At 66.1% G+C, this 14,708-nt stretch carries 18 protein-coding genes; 4 read left to right on the top strand and 14 right to left on the bottom strand.

What is annotated here, in order from left to right; all coding sequences use genetic code 11:
- Positions 1–107: 107 nt before the first annotated feature.
- From ubiT to norR, 5 genes are all read right to left on the bottom strand, one after another.
- Positions 108–602 (bottom strand): ubiquinone anaerobic biosynthesis accessory factor UbiT, encoded by a 495-nt coding sequence (gene ubiT / locus VF716_RS12100; RefSeq protein ID WP_014597668.1) that lies wholly within the window; start codon positions 600–602, stop codon positions 108–110.
- Positions 596–1,486, bottom strand: coding sequence for a U32 family peptidase (locus tag VF716_RS12095; RefSeq protein WP_125919281.1), 891 nt, complete (start codon positions 1,484–1,486; stop codon positions 596–598). Before VF716_RS12095 ends, ubiT begins: the two co-directional genes overlap by 7 nt.
- Before the next feature lie 14 nt (positions 1,487–1,500).
- The gene (ubiU, locus tag VF716_RS12090; protein ID WP_014597669.1) at positions 1,501–2,496 is read right to left on the bottom strand and encodes a ubiquinone anaerobic biosynthesis protein UbiU; all 996 of its coding nucleotides are present in this window, start codon (positions 2,494–2,496) and stop codon (positions 1,501–1,503) included.
- 203 nt (positions 2,497–2,699) lie between these two features.
- Complete coding sequence (locus VF716_RS12085; RefSeq protein WP_011914537.1) at positions 2,700–2,909, bottom strand: hypothetical protein; 210 nt, start codon at positions 2,907–2,909, stop codon at positions 2,700–2,702.
- Between the two features lie 73 nt (positions 2,910–2,982).
- Positions 2,983–4,509: a nitric oxide reductase transcriptional regulator NorR gene (norR, locus tag VF716_RS12080; RefSeq protein ID WP_285532935.1), complete on the bottom strand. Its 1,527-nt coding sequence runs from the start codon at positions 4,507–4,509 to the stop codon at positions 2,983–2,985.
- Between the two features lie 145 nt (positions 4,510–4,654).
- Between norR and ytfE the strand changes: the two genes are divergently transcribed.
- The 4 genes from ytfE (at position 4,655) to VF716_RS12060 (ending at position 6,963) form a co-directional block, all read left to right on the top strand.
- Complete coding sequence (gene ytfE, locus VF716_RS12075) at positions 4,655–5,371, top strand: iron-sulfur cluster repair protein YtfE (RefSeq protein ID WP_041755762.1); 717 nt, start codon at positions 4,655–4,657, stop codon at positions 5,369–5,371.
- Positions 5,368–5,886: a hypothetical protein gene (locus VF716_RS12070; RefSeq protein WP_020306005.1), complete on the top strand. Its 519-nt coding sequence runs from the start codon at positions 5,368–5,370 to the stop codon at positions 5,884–5,886. The genes ytfE and VF716_RS12070 overlap by 4 nt, the downstream gene beginning before the upstream one ends.
- Positions 5,887–6,020: 134 nt before the next feature.
- On the top strand, positions 6,021–6,704 hold the full coding sequence (locus VF716_RS12065; protein WP_011914541.1) for a Crp/Fnr family transcriptional regulator: 684 nt from the start codon (positions 6,021–6,023) through the stop codon (positions 6,702–6,704).
- 67 nt (positions 6,705–6,771) lie between these two features.
- A complete protein-coding gene (locus VF716_RS12060; protein ID WP_013983973.1) occupies positions 6,772–6,963 on the top strand; it encodes a hypothetical protein in 192 nt (63 codons plus the stop codon).
- 257 nt (positions 6,964–7,220) lie between these two features.
- On the opposite strand, the gene VF716_RS12055 is transcribed toward VF716_RS12060, so the two are convergent.
- From VF716_RS12055 to VF716_RS12015, 9 genes are all read right to left on the bottom strand, one after another.
- Positions 7,221–9,062 (bottom strand): nitric oxide reductase activation protein NorD, encoded by a 1,842-nt coding sequence (locus VF716_RS12055; RefSeq protein ID WP_049340509.1) that lies wholly within the window; start codon positions 9,060–9,062, stop codon positions 7,221–7,223.
- An 83-nt stretch (positions 9,063–9,145) separates the two neighbouring features.
- Complete coding sequence (locus VF716_RS12050; RefSeq protein WP_011914544.1) at positions 9,146–10,570, bottom strand: cbb3-type cytochrome c oxidase subunit I; 1,425 nt, start codon at positions 10,568–10,570, stop codon at positions 9,146–9,148.
- 43 nt (positions 10,571–10,613) lie between these two features.
- Entirely contained in the window at positions 10,614–11,054 is a 441-nt protein-coding gene (locus tag VF716_RS12045) for a c-type cytochrome (protein ID WP_011914545.1), read from the bottom strand.
- A gap of 254 nt (positions 11,055–11,308) precedes the next feature.
- Complete coding sequence (gene ahbB / locus VF716_RS12040; protein ID WP_011914546.1) at positions 11,309–11,815, bottom strand: siroheme decarboxylase subunit beta; 507 nt, start codon at positions 11,813–11,815, stop codon at positions 11,309–11,311.
- Positions 11,790–12,233 carry an Lrp/AsnC family transcriptional regulator gene (locus tag VF716_RS12035; RefSeq protein WP_014597674.1) on the bottom strand — a complete coding sequence of 148 codons (444 nt, stop codon included), beginning with the start codon at positions 12,231–12,233 and terminating at the stop codon, positions 11,790–11,792. The genes ahbB (VF716_RS12040) and VF716_RS12035 overlap by 26 nt, the downstream gene beginning before the upstream one ends.
- Entirely contained in the window at positions 12,226–12,738 is a 513-nt protein-coding gene (gene ahbB / locus VF716_RS12030; protein ID WP_014597675.1) for a siroheme decarboxylase subunit beta, read from the bottom strand. Before ahbB (VF716_RS12030) ends, VF716_RS12035 begins: the two co-directional genes overlap by 8 nt.
- On the bottom strand, positions 12,735–13,193 hold the full coding sequence (locus VF716_RS12025; RefSeq protein WP_440552720.1) for an Lrp/AsnC family transcriptional regulator: 459 nt from the start codon (positions 13,191–13,193) through the stop codon (positions 12,735–12,737). Before VF716_RS12025 ends, ahbB (VF716_RS12030) begins: the two co-directional genes overlap by 4 nt.
- A 1-nt stretch (position 13,194) precedes the next feature.
- A complete protein-coding gene (locus VF716_RS12020; RefSeq protein ID WP_197861092.1) occupies positions 13,195–14,370 on the bottom strand; it encodes a cytochrome D1 domain-containing protein in 1,176 nt (391 codons plus the stop codon).
- Positions 14,367–14,708 (bottom strand): c-type cytochrome, encoded by a 342-nt coding sequence (locus VF716_RS12015; protein ID WP_015275759.1) that lies wholly within the window; start codon positions 14,706–14,708, stop codon positions 14,367–14,369. Before VF716_RS12015 ends, VF716_RS12020 begins: the two co-directional genes overlap by 4 nt.

Here is a 14,708-nt window from a genome sequence, read left to right as displayed (position 1 = left end):
CCGGGCCAGCGCAACGAGATCACGGTTTGCAGGTGGGCCGAAGCCACCGTTCGTGCCAACGAGCAGAAGCGCCTGCGATTCGCGGCGCTCCGGCTTGGGTGCCTCGATCAGGCGTTTGCCGCCTGCGCCCGATTGGCCGCGGCCACCTCCTCCCCCGCGCCCTGCAGCAGCTTCCACAGCCAGCTCGGCAGGGTGTCCGGGTCGAGGCTGTCGATCAGGTTCTTGATCGCCAGGCCCAGCTCGGTATCCCCTTCGATGACCAACCGGCGGCGGAAGAACAGGGTGTCCGGGTCTTCCTGACGGCTGGCCAGCAAGAGGAACTCGCGCCAGTTGCCGCGGATGGTCACCTCGACCGGCGCCTGCGCCGCGATGCGCAGCTTGCCGCGCTCGCAGGTCAGGCACCAGGCGAGCCCCAGATCGGCGACCTCGAGCTTCATCCAATGGCCATCAAGCACGTCGAAGGCCCCGTCGTTCAGAGCCTCGGCGAATACCTGATTGAGACTGCGCTCCAGCGCCAGGCGCTGGAGCAGGAATGGCGTTTTCGCCGCCAGTGGCAACAGGCGGCCGCCAAGATTCACCAGATGGGCACGCGGATTCAGCATAAACCGGCCTCCTCGGCACGCAGCATGCCCGGCTGGCCATGCCAATAACCATTGCAACCATCCACCGCCAGGGGCGGCAGCGCGCCCTTGCGCACCGCGTCGAAGGCGCCGATCACCTCCTCCATGCCGGCGGCCCGCGGGCTCAGGCGCAGCAGGTCGGCGCCGCTGTCCACCAGCCCCTGATAGTCGGCGAGCAGGTTGCTGACCGAAGCGGACATGGTCTGGATGCCATTGATGGTGAACAGCGCCTCGCCTTCCTGGCTGAGCAGCGGGATGCCCTCGGGGTAGTTCTGGCAGCAGAACTGGCAATCGTCCTTGGGCCGGTTCTCGGCTCGCGCGGTGAAGCAGCGCGCCGAATAGGCCAGTGGCAAGTGCCCGTAGGCGAAGATTTCGATTTCCGGCAGCGCCACGCCCAGTTCCTGCAGTTGCGCGCGGGCGCTCTTGATCAGCTTGCCGGAGGCTTCCACCGGCGGCACCCAGCGGCTCATGCCGCTGGCCACCAGCTCGGCCAGGGCGTGGCCGTTGTAGAGGTTGAGCGCCGGGCCGCCGACGAAGGGCAGCTTGCGCTCGGACATCAGCTGCACTGCGCCCATGTCGTTGGCCTCCACCAGCAGCTCGCCGTTGTAGCACAGGCGGCGCAGGCTGGACAGCTCGGAGGCGGCCTCGACCAGCGTCAGACCGGACAGGACCAGTTGCGCCGACGAGGCTTCGGCGAGGTCGCGGGCCAGCCCCAGCCAGTCGTCGAGCATCATGGCGCGGCGCTTGGAGCACACCGTTTCGCCGAGGTAGATCACGTCCAGTGGCTGTTCCGCCATGTTCGCGTAGAAATCCAGTGTCTGCTGGCGATCCCAGTAGAACAGCACCGGGCCGAGAGAGAGTTTCATGCGTGGCTCCTCGTTCATTGCCAGGCTCGGTGGTAGGCACCCAGGGTGGTCTGCGAGCCTTCGGAAAGGCCATCCAGTACCTGCCGCCAGCCGGGTTCGACCGCATAGCGCTGCGGTGCCTTGAGGTAGCTGTCCAGCGCCGCGCGCCAGACCCGGGTGACCTGCTCGACGTAGGCCGGGCTGCGTTGGCGCCCCTCGATCTTCATCGCGGTGACGCCGATGGCGGAAAGCTCCGGGATCAGGTCCAGGGTATTCAGGCTGGTCGGTTCCTCCAGCGCATGGAAGCGTTGGCCGTTGACCATGAAGCGACCCTTGCACAGCGTCGGGTAACCGGCCGATTCGCCTGCGGCGTAGCGGTCGATGAGCACGTTGTTCAGGCGCGAGGTCAGCCCCTCAGGCTCCTCGCTCCAGCGCACCGCCTTGGCCGGCGAGCAGACGCCGCAGAGGTTGGGCGACTCGCCGGTGAGATATGAAGACAGATGGCAACGCCCCTCGGCCATGATGCACAGGCTGCCAAAGGCGAACACCTCGATCGGCACCGGACTGCTCGCGGCGACCTGCTTGACCTGCTTGAGCGAGAGCACCCGCGGCAGCACCGCGCGGCTGATGCCGTAGCGCTGCTGATAGAAACCCAGCGCCGCGGCATTGGTGGCCGAGCCCTGTACCGACAGGTGCAGCTTGAGCTTGGGGTGGCGCTTGCTGGCATAGCCCAGCACGCCGGGATCGGCGGCGATCAGCGCATCGACGCCCATGTCGGCGGCCTGATCGACGGCGCGCTGCCAGCGATTCCAACCTTCCGGCTGGGCATAGGTATTGACGGCGATGTACAGCTGCCGCCCCTTTTCACGGATCAGCTGCAGGCCCTTGTCCAGCTGCTTTTCGTCAAGATTGAGGCCGGCGAAATGGCGGGCGTTGGTGTCGTCGCGAAATCCGACGTAGATGGCATCGGCGCCCTGCTGGACGGCGGCCTTGAGCGCGGGCAGGCTTCCTGCCGGGCAGACCAGGTGCATGACAACTCCTAGACATTCGGGTACATGCGCGCCGCGCAAACAGCGCAGCGGTCGTTCGGCTGAACGGAAAACAGCCGGCAGTCTAGGCAGCTGACCAGTGGCCAGCATTGATAGGGGTCAAGATTGACCGGACGTCGCGACTGCGACGAAATGCAGCGGAAAATCCGCGCCGACCGCACGGCCGCCGGCGCAGAGCGGGGCTCTCAGATGCCCTCGTCACCCTCGAATTCCTCGGTGGCGCGGGCGACCATCTGCCGCCAGGCTCCGGACTCTTCGCCGAGCAGGCGCATGGCCTTGAGGCTGGCGGCGAAGGCATCACGGTAATGCAGCGGGTTGTTCTCGCTGGCGGCGCGCTCGGCGAAGGCTTGCGCCTCGTTCAGCAGGGCGTTGAATTCATTGTTGTCCAGGGCCATTGGGCGTTCCTCGAGTGATGACCTGAGGTTAGACCATAGCTGGCCACCGGCGTCCTCGACCGGCCGACAGGCGCTACTTGAGCTTAAGCCGCCGCGCCAGCTTGTGCAGGTTGCTCGGGTCGACATCCAGCAGCCGCGCGGCCTGCGCCCAGTTCTCGCCGGAAGCCTCCAGGGCGTAGACGATGGCCCTGCGCTGCGCCGCGTCCACCGTCTGGCGCAACGGCAGTATCTCGTCGACTGCCAGCGGCTGCTCGGTCGGCGCTGGCGCTTCCGTGCCCGCGACATGGCTGTCCAGATCCAGCAGCTCGGGCTCCAGGGTGAGAATCTCGCTGCGCGAGGCGCCCCGGCTGAGCAGGCGCAGGGCCGCGCGGCTGACCACGTGTTCCAGTTCGCGCACGTTGCCCGGCCAGGAGTAGGCCAGCAGCGCGCGCTCGGCCGCCGGCGACAGGCGCATGCTGCGCAGCCCCAGGCGCGCGCGGTTGAGTTCGAGAAAATTCCCGGCGAGGATCAGTACGTCATTGCCACGCTCGCGCAGCGGCGGGATCGGCGCCGGGTAGACCGACAGCCGGTGATAGAGGTCGGCGCGGAAATGCCCGTCGCGCACACTGTCGCGCAGGTTTCGGTTGGTCGCCGCGATGATGCGCACATCCACCTGCCGCGGCTTGTCCGCGCCCAGGCGCTGGATCTCGCCGTTCTGCAGGGTGCGCAGCAGCTTGGCCTGCACCGTCAGCGGCAGTTCGCCGACCTCGTCGAGCAGCAGCGTGCCGCCGTTGGCGGCATCGAACCGCCCCGGACGGTCGGTGGTGGCGCCGGAGAAGGCGCCCTTGACGTGCCCGAACAGCTCGCTCTCGGCCAGCGACTCCGGCAGCGCCGCGCAATTGACGTGCACCAGCGGCTTGTTGCGACGGCGGGAATGCCGATGCAGCCAGCGCGCGAACAACTCCTTGCCGACCCCGGTTTCGCCCAGCAGCAGCACCGGCAGCTCGGAGTCGGCCACCACCTGCAGCTCGCGCAGCAGCTCGCGGATCGCCTCGCTCTGGCCGAGAATCTCACCCTCGCCGTGCTCCACCGAGGACTCCAGCACATCGCTGCGCGCCAGGCGCAGGCCGCGGTTCTCATGTTCCAGACGGGTCACCCGCACGGCGGCCTCGATCACCAGGGTGAAACGCTGCAGGTCGCAGCGGGCCGCATCGTCGAAGGTGCCGGCATGCAAGGCATCGAGGGTCAGCGCGCCCCACAGCTTGCCCTCGACGTAGAGGCTGACGCCCATGCAGTCGTGCACCGGCAGGGGTTCGCCGACATGCGCGTCGAGCAGGCCGTCGTAGGGGTCGGGCAGGCGACTGTCAGGCTCGAACCAGGTCGGCTCGCGTTGCGAGAGGATCGCCGCCAGCCGCGGGTGCTGGGCAACGACGAAGCGCCGGCCGAGCGCCTCCTGTACCAGACCGACCGCCGCCAGCGGACGCAGGCTGTCCTCGTCCAGCCGCAGCAGCACCACTGCGCCGCAGCGAAAATGCTGGTGCAAGGTGTGCACCAGGCGTTGCAGGCGCACGGCGTTGGGCAGTTCGGTGGTCAGGTCGGCAAGCAGGGCATCAGCCATCATGGTTCTAGTTACCCTCAAGGTTTTCCGCACCATAACCTGCACGGGTAATTTTCACCAGCGGCGTGCTGCAGTTGGCGATTTTCGGTGTCTCCAGCGATGGCACGCCTGTTGCGATGGCTCAGTCATCGTCATCAGGAACGTTGTCATGAGCACAGACCTTATCGACCAGACCCTCGGCAACCTCGCCTGCTCGCTGCCGGGAGCCACCCGCGTCTTCCGCCACTATCGCCTGGACTTCTGCTGCGGCGGCGATCTCTCGCTGGGCGAGGCCGCACGGCGTATCGGCGTCGAGCCCCAGATCATCGCCGAGGCGCTGCTCGCCCTCGAGCCTGAGGAAGCGCAACGGGACTGGCGCAACGTGCCCGCTGGCGAGCTGATCGACTACCTGCTGGCGCGCTTCCACGAACGTCACCGTGACCAGTTCCCCGAGCTGATCCGCCTGGCCAGCCGGGTCGAGCAGGTTCATGGCAGCCGCCCCGAATGCCCCAACGGGCTCGCCCAGCACCTGTGGCACATGCAGCAGGAGCTTGAGAGCCACATGCTCAAGGAAGAGCAGATTCTCTTCCCCATGCTGCAGCGCGGCATGCGTTTCCCGCAGGCCCAGGGGCCGATCTCGGTGATGCGCTACGAGCATCAGGAGCACGGCAACGCGCTGGAACGACTGGCCGCACTGACCAACGACATCACGCCGCCGGCCAACGCCTGCAATACCTGGCGCGCGCTGTACCGCGGGTTGGAGGAAATGCGCAGCGACCTGATGCAGCACATCCACCTGGAGAACAACGTGCTGTTCCGCAACGCCGAAGCGCCGCTCGCGGCCAGCGCAGACGACGCTCAAACCATCGAGGTGCGGCAGCCATGAAACAGTACCTGCAACCGCTCGCCTGGGGCATGGCCATGGCCTCCATCGTCGCCGTGGCCAGCGGCTTCGCGCTCAGCATGGTGGCCAGTACCGCGCAGGCGGCGATGGCCCACGATCATGGCCCGCACGGCCAGGCAATGATCAGCGAGCCCCCGCCAGGTGCGCGCTGGAGCACCGACGAGGCCCTGCGCGAGGGCATGACCCGCATCCACGAAGCGGTCCAGCGCAGCCTGCCGGACACCCCGGGCCAGCCGATCGGTGACGAAGCCGCCGCCGATCTGCAGCGCGACATCGAGGCAGCGACCAGCTACCTCATTGCCAACTGCAAACTGCCGGAAGCCGCCGATGCCGGGCTGCACGGTCTGCTCATCGACCTGCTCAGGGGCGCCGAGGCGTTGTCCGAGGCCGACCAGCGCGAGCAGGGCCTGCAACGCCTCGTCGAGGCGCTGGAGCGCTACCCGCAGCTGTTCGCCGAGCCGCTCTGGCGTGACGGTTTCGTCGCTCGTCTGCACTGATCCCACGCCGCGGCGACACGACCTATTGGCCAGACCTTGACCGTCATCAACGTCTGGCCTGCGCCATCGCCCAGCACTTGCGCTAGGCTGAAGCCCGACGTTTGTTGTTGTTCAATTGAAACAGGACGCCTTGCATGGTGCTTCACCGCGTACACCACCAGATCCTCCGCAGCCATCACCTGTTCGAACCGCTCAACGAAGAGCAGATGGAAGAACTGCTCAATGCCAGCCAGCTGCTCAACCTGGACAAGGGCGACAACCTGTTCCATCAGGGCGAGCCGGCACACAACTTCTACTTCGTCATCTCCGGTGCGGTGAAGGTCTACCGCCTGACACCGGACGGCCAGGAAAAGGTCTTCGAGGTGATCGGCAACCGGCAGACCTTCGCCGAAGCCATGATGCTGATGGACACGCCCAACTACGTCGCCTCGGCCCAGGCGGTCTGCCCGTCGCAGGTCTACCGCTTCTCCAACGCTGCCTACATGCGTCTGCTGGAGGCCAACCAGCGACTGACGTTCGCCCTGCTCGGCAAGCTCTGCGTGCGCCTGCACCAGCGCATCAACGAGATCGAGACGCTGTCGCTGAAGAACGCCACCCACCGCGTGGTGCGCTACCTGCTGACGCAACTGGCGCGGGTGAAGGACGACAGCAACAGCTTCGAACTGCCGATGGCCAAGCAGCTGGTGGCCGGGCACCTGTCGATCCAGCCGGAGACGTTCTCACGGATCATCCGCCGACTGATCGACGAGGGCATCATCACCCAGGAAGGTCGGCAGATCGCCATCCTCGATCGCCAGCGGCTCGAGCAGTTCGAGTGAGTTGATCGCCATCAAAGTCAACGGCGCGAGCAGCGTGTCAGGCTTTGCTGGCGAGGAGGAGCACCACATGCCCAAATGCCTGTACTGCCAGCAAGACAATCCGCCGGGGGACGCCGAATGCAGCAACTGCGGCATGCCCCTGCCGGAACACGCCGATGGCGCCCCGGAGCGCCGCCAACGGCGTTTCCTCTGGTTCTGCATCGCCCTCAGCATCTTCTGCGCGGTGATGATCGTCTGGCTGCCGCGTTATCTGTTCTGATCGCCAGGGCGAATCACGCTTAACCGATCCCCACGAACGGTGCGCCGCGGGCGTGAACAGCGCCATCCACCTACATGCCACGCCAGCCGCCCGGCCAACGAACCCCGTCGGCCGCAGGATGGACCGCGCCTCACCGATTTCACGGAATGGCCATCCACCGAGCGGCTGCTCGGTGGACGTGAAAAGCTACATTCACCCTACCGTCCTGCAATACAGAACCGCGGCGGCTGCGCAACACGATATCCGCCATTGCCCGCCTACGGCTGGGTCAGCTGCTTGTACAACTGCGGCAGGCGGAACGGCAGCTGCTGTGGCTCCTTGATCAGGGTGTAGCCGTTGGCGCCGAACATGTACGGCAGGTAGTCGCCGGCTTCGCGGTCGATGGTGATGCAGAACGGCAGCAGCCCCTGCTTGCGCGCTTCCATGACGGCCTGACGGGTATCCTCGACGCCGTAGCGACCTTCATAGAGATCCAGGTCATTCGGCTTGCCGTCGGTGACCAGCAGCAACAGCTTGCGCCGCTGCTTGCAGGCACCGAGCAGTTCGGTGGCCTGGCGGATGGCCGCGCCCATGCGGGTGTAGTAACCGGGCTTGAGCGCCTGGATGCGCCCGCGAGTCTCGTCGCCGTAGGGCTGGCGGAAGCTCTTCAGCTCCTGCATGCGCACCTGCTGGCGGCGCAGCGAGGAGAAGCCGTACAGCGCAAAGGGATCGCCCACCGCCGACAGCGCCTCGCCGAACAGCAGCAGGCTGTCGGTCACCACGTCGATCACCCGGTGCTCGTTGTCCAGGTGCGCATCGGTGGACATCGACAGGTCGGCCAGCAGCAGACAGGCCAGGTCGCGGCGATTCTGCCGTTGTTCCATGAACAGGCCGCGCTCGGCGCACTGGCCGTTCTGCCGCTCGACGTGAAAATCGAGCCAGGCCTGCATGTCCAGCTCGGAACCCTGGGGTTGCTGGCGCAGCCACTGGCGGTCGTTGCGCAGATGCTCGAACTGCCGGCGCAGGCGCCGCGCCAGGGGCGACAGGTGCAGCGGCAGCGGCTTCGCCTCGGCGCCACGGGGCAGCATCAGCTGCAGGTTGACGAAGTCCTTCTGCAGGCATTGCTTGCGATAATCCCATTCGGGCAGCTTGATGCCCTCACCCAGCGGCACATCGTCGAAGTCCGCGGCCGGCAGGTCCAGGTCCAGCTTCAGGCCGCCACCCTGACGCATGCGCTGACGCGACAGAGCCAGTTCGTCGAGATCCTCGGCGACACGGGCCGCGTCCAGATCCTCGGTATCGTCGCCGCAGCGATCCAGCTCGATATGCTCGGACCAGCTGAACAGGTTTTCCAGACGGAACAGCAGCAGGCCGCCCTTGCTCGAGCTTTCCTCGACCCGCCGAGCCCGCTTGCGCTGGCGCGACTCGCCACCGGGCGGGGTTTCCAGATTGCCCTCGCCTTCCTCGGCGCGCTGCGCGGCCTGGGGTTCACCGAGGTTGTCCGCCGGATACAGCCACAGCGGCAATGGCCAGGGCGCGCGCTCGCTACGCGGGAACTGGCTGACGCTGCCCGGTTCACGCAGCGCCTGGCACAGCGCGCGTTCCAGTGCGGCCTCGGCCTTGGGCAGCTGGCTCGGGTCCGGGCGCAACTGCAGATGAGCCTCGACCAGGCGCCGGTAACGCGCACGCATGGCCGGGAACTGCTCGAGGATGGCCTGGGTCCAGCGCTGGTTGTCCCGCGCCCAATGGCGCATCTGCCCCGCCTGCGCGGCGAGCAGCGCCAGCCAGCGATACAGGTCCTGGTTCAGCGAGACTTCCGGGTACACCGCCAGGCTCTGTGGCAGCCGCAGGTTGCTGGCGTCGCACCAGGCCACCGGCAGTTGCTTGCAGGTGCCGGCGACCTGCTGCAGCAGGTTGCGCCGCACGAGCATGTCACGCGCGCTGGCGGCCTCGACACCCACGCCGCTGGCGCCGCCCATGGCGCGGAACAGCAGCGACAGCGGCCGCTGCATGCTCTCAAGTTCCACTCGTGCCTCGGGAAAGTCCGGGCTGGCGCGACGGGTGATGAAGCGGTGCCAGACACTGCCGACCCACTCTTCCACTTCGATGGTAAAGGCCATGGCGGGTTACTCCGTGCTGGCAGTTGGAACGCAAAACGGCCCGCTATTACCAGCCGGGCCGTCGATGCTCATTGCGAACCGTCTCAGGCCGCGGCGGCTGCCGCTGCTGCGACCGGTACTCGACCGCGCTGGCGGAAGCTGTACAGGTAGCAGACCAGACCGATCAGGAAGAACACCCCGGCGACCAGGCGCAGCCAGAAGAAGATGGCCAGCTGGTCGGCAGTCGCCATGAAGGACATGGCGGCGCCATCGGCAGGGATGCGTTGCAGCCAGACCTGCACCACGCCGGCAGCAGTCAGGAACAGGGTGATGGCGACCATGGACAGGGTCATCAGCCAGAAGCCCCAGACCTCGACGCGCTGTGCCCGTGCATCCGGTGCTTCGCCCAGGCCACGCAGACGCGGCATGGCATAGCTGATCATGGTCATCACGATCATCGCGTAGGCGCCGTAGAAGGCCAGGTGACCATGCGCAGCGGTCAGCTGCGAACCGTGGGTGTAGTAGTTCACCGGGGCCAGGGTGTGCAGGAAGCCCCATACACCGGCGCCGAGGAAGGCGGTCACGGTGGTGCCGATGGCCCACAGCGAGGCGGCCTTGTTCGGGTGTTCGCGGCGACGACGGTTCACCATGTTCAGGGCGAACAGCACCATGGCGAAGAACGGCAGCGGCTCAAGGGCGGAGAAGATCGAGCCCAGCCACAGCCACACGGTCGGTGCGCCGATCCAGAAGAAGTGGTGGCCGGTGCCGATGATGCCGGTGATCAGCGCCATGGCGATGATCACGTAGAGCCACTTCTCGACCACTTCGCGATCCACGCCGGTGATCTTGATCAGGACGAAGGCCAGCATCGAACCCATGATCAGTTCCCACACGCCTTCCACCCACAGGTGCACGACGAACCACCAGTAGTACTTGTCGCGCGCCAGGTTCTCCGGGTTGTAGAAGGAGAACAGGAAGAACACCGCGAGGCCGATCAGACCGGTCATCATCACCGTGCTGACCACGGTCTTGCGACCCTTGAGCATGGTCATGCCGATGTTGTAGAGGAAGCCCAGCGCCACGATCACGATGCCGATCTTGGTGATCGTCGGCTGCTCCAGGAACTCGCGCCCCATGGTCGGCAGCAGCTCGTTCTTGGTCATTTCCGCCAGGCCCGCATAGGGCACGAACAGGTAACCGAGAATGGTCAGCACGCCGGCGGCGGCGAACACCCAGAACAGGATGATGGCCAGTTTCGGGCTGTGCAGTTCACGGTCCGCTTCCTCGGGGATGAGGTAGTAGGCCGCGCCCATGAAGCCGAACAGCAACCAGACGATCAGCAGGTTGGTGTGCACCATCCGCGCCACGTTGAACGGCAGCAGCGGGAACAGGAAGTCGCCCACCACGTACTGCAGCCCCATGATCAGACCGAACAGGATCTGACCGACGAACAGGATCAGTGCAAACACGAAGTAGGGTTTGGCGACCGCCTGCGATTGGAATTTGAGATGCGGGTTAATGATGCCCATCTCGTGGCCCTCCTTTGAATTCGGAAACAAAGACGTTCATCACTCAACCTTCCTTGTTTGGCGGCCAGTTGTTGGTGTCGATCTTCGAAGTCCACTTGAGGAACTCCGCCATATCGTCAACTTGCTGCTCGGTCAGATTGAATTGCGGCATCGCGCGGCGTCCGGGGGCGCCGAGTGGCTGAGCCTTCATCCAGGCGTGCAGGAAGGGCTTGAAGGCCTCCTCACCCCCCCGGCGGACGAACACGTTGCCCAGCTCCGGCGCGAAGTAGGCGCCTTCACCCAGCAGGCTGTGGCAGCCGATGCAGTTGTTGTTTTCCCAGACCGCCTTGCCGCGAACCACCGCCTCGGTCATCTCCGATGCATTGGTTCGTTCGGGGAAAGTCTGCTCTGTGTGGTAAGTGAGGCCGAGGAATACCAGGAAGAAGAACACGCTTCCTCCGAAGTAAATATTCCTGGCCATCCCTTTGGTGAAGGTCTCGGACATGGTCGCCTCCTCATGGCTTGGCGTGGCCAGTTTAAGAAGGGGGCTATCGAAACCTGCTTGATGGCAATCAAGAAAAACCCGAACGCAACAGTCAGGCTTTCCAGGGGGATCGAAGGGAGGTCGCAAGCCCTTGCGGGGCAAGGGTTCCAGCGCTTTTCAGGCGCGCCCGCCGGGCATCGTGCCGCTGTGCAACGGGCCTGTGCACCCGCTGGCCGGCGCTGCCGGCGAGGGCGAACGGCAGCGCCGACGGGGGCTCAGGCGCGGCGCTGAGCGGCCAGGCGCAGGCCGGTCTTCTTCAGGATGCGACTGGACACCAGCATCTCGTTCGCGCGACAGGCACTGCCGAGCAGCGCGCGGATCTGGTTGCGGTAGGCCTCGATGTCGCTGGCATCGCGCCCGTGCACCATGGCGAACAGGTTGTAAGGCCAGCCCTCGCGGCGTGGCCGTCGATAGCAGTGGCTGACGAAGGGCTGGGCACCGATCAGCGCACCCAGACGGTCGATCTCGGCATCGTCGACATCCCACACGGTCATGCCGTTGTGCCGGTAACCCAGGCGGTAGTGGTTGGGCACAGCGGCGATCCGCCGAATCGCCCCTTCGGCCTGCAGGCGCTGCAGCAGCGCCAGCGTGTCGTCCACCTCGAGCCCCAGCTCGTCGGCGAGCCAGGCCCAGGGATCGGCCACCAGCGGCAGCCCGGCCTCGGTCAGCTCGACCAAGCGACGCACCAGGACTTCATCAGACAGGGAAGTGCAAACCGACATGAAAGGTTTCCTCCTTCGGCAGGTTGAGCACCGTCAGGCCGGTCTGCGCCTCGATGCGAGCGATGGCTTCGGCGATGCCCGCAGGGGTCTCGCAGCCGAGCACGAACCACATGTTCCACGGGTGCTCGCGGCGGTAGTTGTGGGCGACCTCGGGCATCGCCTCGAGCAGCGCGGCGACCTCGTCGAAACGCGCCTCCGGCACCGCCAGCGCGGCCAGGGTGAAGGCGCCACCGAGGCGGTCGACATCGAACATCGGCCCGAATCGGGTCAGCGTGCCATCGTCGAGCAGGGCCTGGACCCGCTGACGCAGCGTTTCAGCCGAGCTGCCCAGCTCTTCGGCCAACGCCTCCCAGGGATGTCGCACCAGCGGCAGACCGTGCTGCAGGCGGTTGACCAGCAGGCGATCGAGCTCATCCATGGGCAACCTCCCGCGGCGGCGGGGCGAAACGCCCACCGCACTGCTTGAAGGCGCGGGTGCTGAACAGCAGCTGGTGTGGCACGCCGCTCAGGCCGTGCTCGGCCAGCAGCTGCTCGATCAGCTGGCAGACCTGTTCGCGCTCGCGCCCATGCACCATGCAGAACAGGTTGTAGGGCCACTGGGGCAGGCGCCGCGGTCGCTGGTAACAGAGATTGACGCCGGCGGCCTGGCCGAGGCGACGGCCGACTTCGTCCACCTGCTCATCGGGGATGTCCATCACCAGCATGGCGTTGGCCCGGAAACCCAGGGCGCGGTGCTTGAGCACCAGGCCGACGCGGCGGAACAGTCCGACCTGTTGCCACTGTTCCACCTGCTCGAGTACCTGCTGCTCGCTGCAGCCGATCTGCTCGGCCAGCTGACGGTACGGTCGGGCCGCCAGCGGCAACCCGGTTTCCAGCAGGCGCCGCAGCTGCAATGCCCGTGGTTCGTCGAGACAAGCGTTCATCGGATGTCTCCCAGCGGGAAGCCCAGGTCGATACGGAAGGCCTGCTGCATCGGCAGATCGAGCGGAACGAGGCCGGTGTCCGCCTCGATCTCGGCGAGCAGGCGGTCGATATGCGCGCGGTCCGGCCCGGTCAGGACGAACCAGAGGTTGTAGCGATGCTCCCGCAGGTAGTTGTGATTGACCTCGGGAAAGGCGTTGATGCGTGCCGCAACCTGCTCCAGGCGCGCCTCGGGCACGGCCAGCGCTACCAGCGTGCTGGCCCCGGCGCGGCTGTGCTCGAACACCGGGCCGATGCGCGACAGGCCACCGCCCTCCTGCAGTTGTCCAAGACAGGCGAGCACCTCGTCCTCGCTACAGCCAAGCTCTTCGGCCATGGCGCGGTAGGGTTCGGCACACAGCGGCATGCCATGCTGGTAGCGGTCGATCAGGCGGCGGCTGAGTGCGTCGATATGCATGTCACAACCCCGTCTCGTGGGCGCGGCTGCTGAAGAAGATGCCGCTCGGACTGTGCGCCGGCAGTCGCTTGAGCAGCTTCAGGGTATAGGGATCCCAGACCTGGATTTCCTCGCCATCGCGCACCGACAGCCAGAGCTGGTCGCCGCGGGCGGTGAACTCCATGTGCAGCACGACCGGGCCCGGTTCCAGATCGGCGATGATCTCGTGGGTCTCGCTGTCGATGACCTGCACCTTGCCGTTGTCGGGATGGGCGAAGTTGACCCAGATCTGCCGCGCGTCCGGTCGCGCCATGACGAAGATCGGCTGACCGGCAACATCGATGGCCGCGGTCTGCTGCCAATTCTGCGAGTCCATCACCAGCACCCGGTGCTGGCCGACCGCGGGCACGAAAGTCTGGTTGCCGGCCACGGTCCAGCCTTCCAGATGCGGCATCTTGTACACCGGCAGTTTCTGCTGGCCGCGACCGTAGCCATCGAGAATGCGCTCGACGCCCCGCTCGGGATGCCAGAGATCGATCTTGGCCATGCCATCTTCGCCGAACAGGCCGGCGATGTAGTAGCGGCCCTCCGGCGTCAGCAGGGCATCGTAGGGCTGGCGGCCGATACCCTCGAAACGGGTGATCTGCGGCTCGTTGCCCTGGCTGAAATCCAGCAGCCAGGTTTCGTCGGTGTCGAACAGGCTGTAGATGAAGCGCCGGCCGGGTACGTCGATCACGCCGACGACGCGGGCATTGCGGCTGCCATCGGCCAGCGGCGTGGCGGGAATATCGGCCACCAGTTCCAGGGTATTGGCGTCGAACACCTTGACCCCGCCCGGCTCGTAGTTGCCGACCGCGATCAGCGTGCCGTCCTGACTGATCGCGCCGCCGATGCTGTTGCCACCCTGGATCACCCGGCGATCGATGCGCTGGCGCAGCAGGTCGACCTTGGTCAGCCCGCCATCGCGGCCAAACACGTAGGCGTAACGCTGATCACGGGAGAACACCACCGAGGCGTGGGACAGATCGCCCAGTCCTTCGACACGGGCAAGCTGGCTCTGGTTGGTGCTCTCGATGATCTGCAGGCTGCCGGTGGCGCGTTCCACCACCACGCCCAGGTCACCGGTACCGCGCAGCGGTTGCTGTGCGCAGGCCGCAAGCAGGCCAGCCGCAGCCAGCAGCAGGAAAGGACGAATCATGGTTTGGGATATCCTTCGAGAAGGCGGTCGACCAGCCAGGCGATGTCCTGCTCGTCGAGCAGCGCATTCCAGCCAGGCATGGCGGTGCCGGGGCGGCCGTGGGTAACGGTAGCGATCAGGCTGTCACGGGGTTTGCCGGCGAGCGCCTCGCGGGTCAGCGCGGGGCCGAGGCCGCCAGTCATGCGCAGGCCATGGCAGGAGCCACAGTCCTGAAGTAAGAGATGGTCGAGCTTTGCCTGACGCTCGGCAGCGGGCGCTGCGGCCAGGGAAAGAGGAATCAGGAGAAAGGACGCCAGGGCCAGCCCCAGACGTGAAACGGCGTGTCGGGCAACTGTCAT

It is taken from the genome of Stutzerimonas sp. Brlt_14 (genome assembly GCF_051948915.1).
GTDB classification, from domain to species: Bacteria; Pseudomonadota; Gammaproteobacteria; order Pseudomonadales; family Pseudomonadaceae; genus Stutzerimonas; species Stutzerimonas stutzeri.
Note: the sequence above shows the minus strand (reverse complement) of the source record. Positions and strands in the feature narration are given on the sequence as shown.

Coding starts and splice junctions, on each gene's coding strand:
- VF716_RS12070 (WP_020306005.1), top strand. CDS start 5,368: ATGAAACAGTACCTGCAACCGCTCGCCTGGGGCATGGCCATGGCCTCC.
- VF716_RS12020 (WP_197861092.1), bottom strand. CDS start 14,370: ATGATTCGTCCTTTCCTGCTGCTGGCTGCGGCTGGCCTGCTTGCGGCC.
- VF716_RS12015 (WP_015275759.1), bottom strand. CDS start 14,708: ATGACAGTTGCCCGACACGCCGTTTCACGTCTGGGGCTGGCCCTGGCG.
- VF716_RS12025 (WP_440552720.1), bottom strand. CDS start 13,193: ATGCATATCGACGCACTCAGCCGCCGCCTGATCGACCGCTACCAGCAT.
- ubiT (WP_014597668.1), bottom strand. CDS start 602: ATGCTGAATCCGCGTGCCCATCTGGTGAATCTTGGCGGCCGCCTGTTG.
- VF716_RS12055 (WP_049340509.1), bottom strand. CDS start 9,062: ATGGCCTTTACCATCGAAGTGGAAGAGTGGGTCGGCAGTGTCTGGCAC.
- norR (WP_285532935.1), bottom strand. CDS start 4,509: ATGATGGCTGATGCCCTGCTTGCCGACCTGACCACCGAACTGCCCAAC.
- VF716_RS12095 (WP_125919281.1), bottom strand. CDS start 1,486: ATGAAACTCTCTCTCGGCCCGGTGCTGTTCTACTGGGATCGCCAGCAG.
- ubiU (WP_014597669.1), bottom strand. CDS start 2,496: ATGCACCTGGTCTGCCCGGCAGGAAGCCTGCCCGCGCTCAAGGCCGCC.
- ahbB (WP_014597675.1), bottom strand. CDS start 12,738: ATGAACGCTTGTCTCGACGAACCACGGGCATTGCAGCTGCGGCGCCTG.
- ytfE (WP_041755762.1), top strand. CDS start 4,655: ATGAGCACAGACCTTATCGACCAGACCCTCGGCAACCTCGCCTGCTCG.
- VF716_RS12085 (WP_011914537.1), bottom strand. CDS start 2,909: ATGGCCCTGGACAACAATGAATTCAACGCCCTGCTGAACGAGGCGCAA.
- ahbB (WP_011914546.1), bottom strand. CDS start 11,815: ATGTCGGTTTGCACTTCCCTGTCTGATGAAGTCCTGGTGCGTCGCTTG.
- VF716_RS12035 (WP_014597674.1), bottom strand. CDS start 12,233: ATGGATGAGCTCGATCGCCTGCTGGTCAACCGCCTGCAGCACGGTCTG.
- VF716_RS12065 (WP_011914541.1), top strand. CDS start 6,021: ATGGTGCTTCACCGCGTACACCACCAGATCCTCCGCAGCCATCACCTG.
- VF716_RS12045 (WP_011914545.1), bottom strand. CDS start 11,054: ATGTCCGAGACCTTCACCAAAGGGATGGCCAGGAATATTTACTTCGGA.
- VF716_RS12050 (WP_011914544.1), bottom strand. CDS start 10,570: ATGGGCATCATTAACCCGCATCTCAAATTCCAATCGCAGGCGGTCGCC.
- VF716_RS12060 (WP_013983973.1), top strand. CDS start 6,772: ATGCCCAAATGCCTGTACTGCCAGCAAGACAATCCGCCGGGGGACGCC.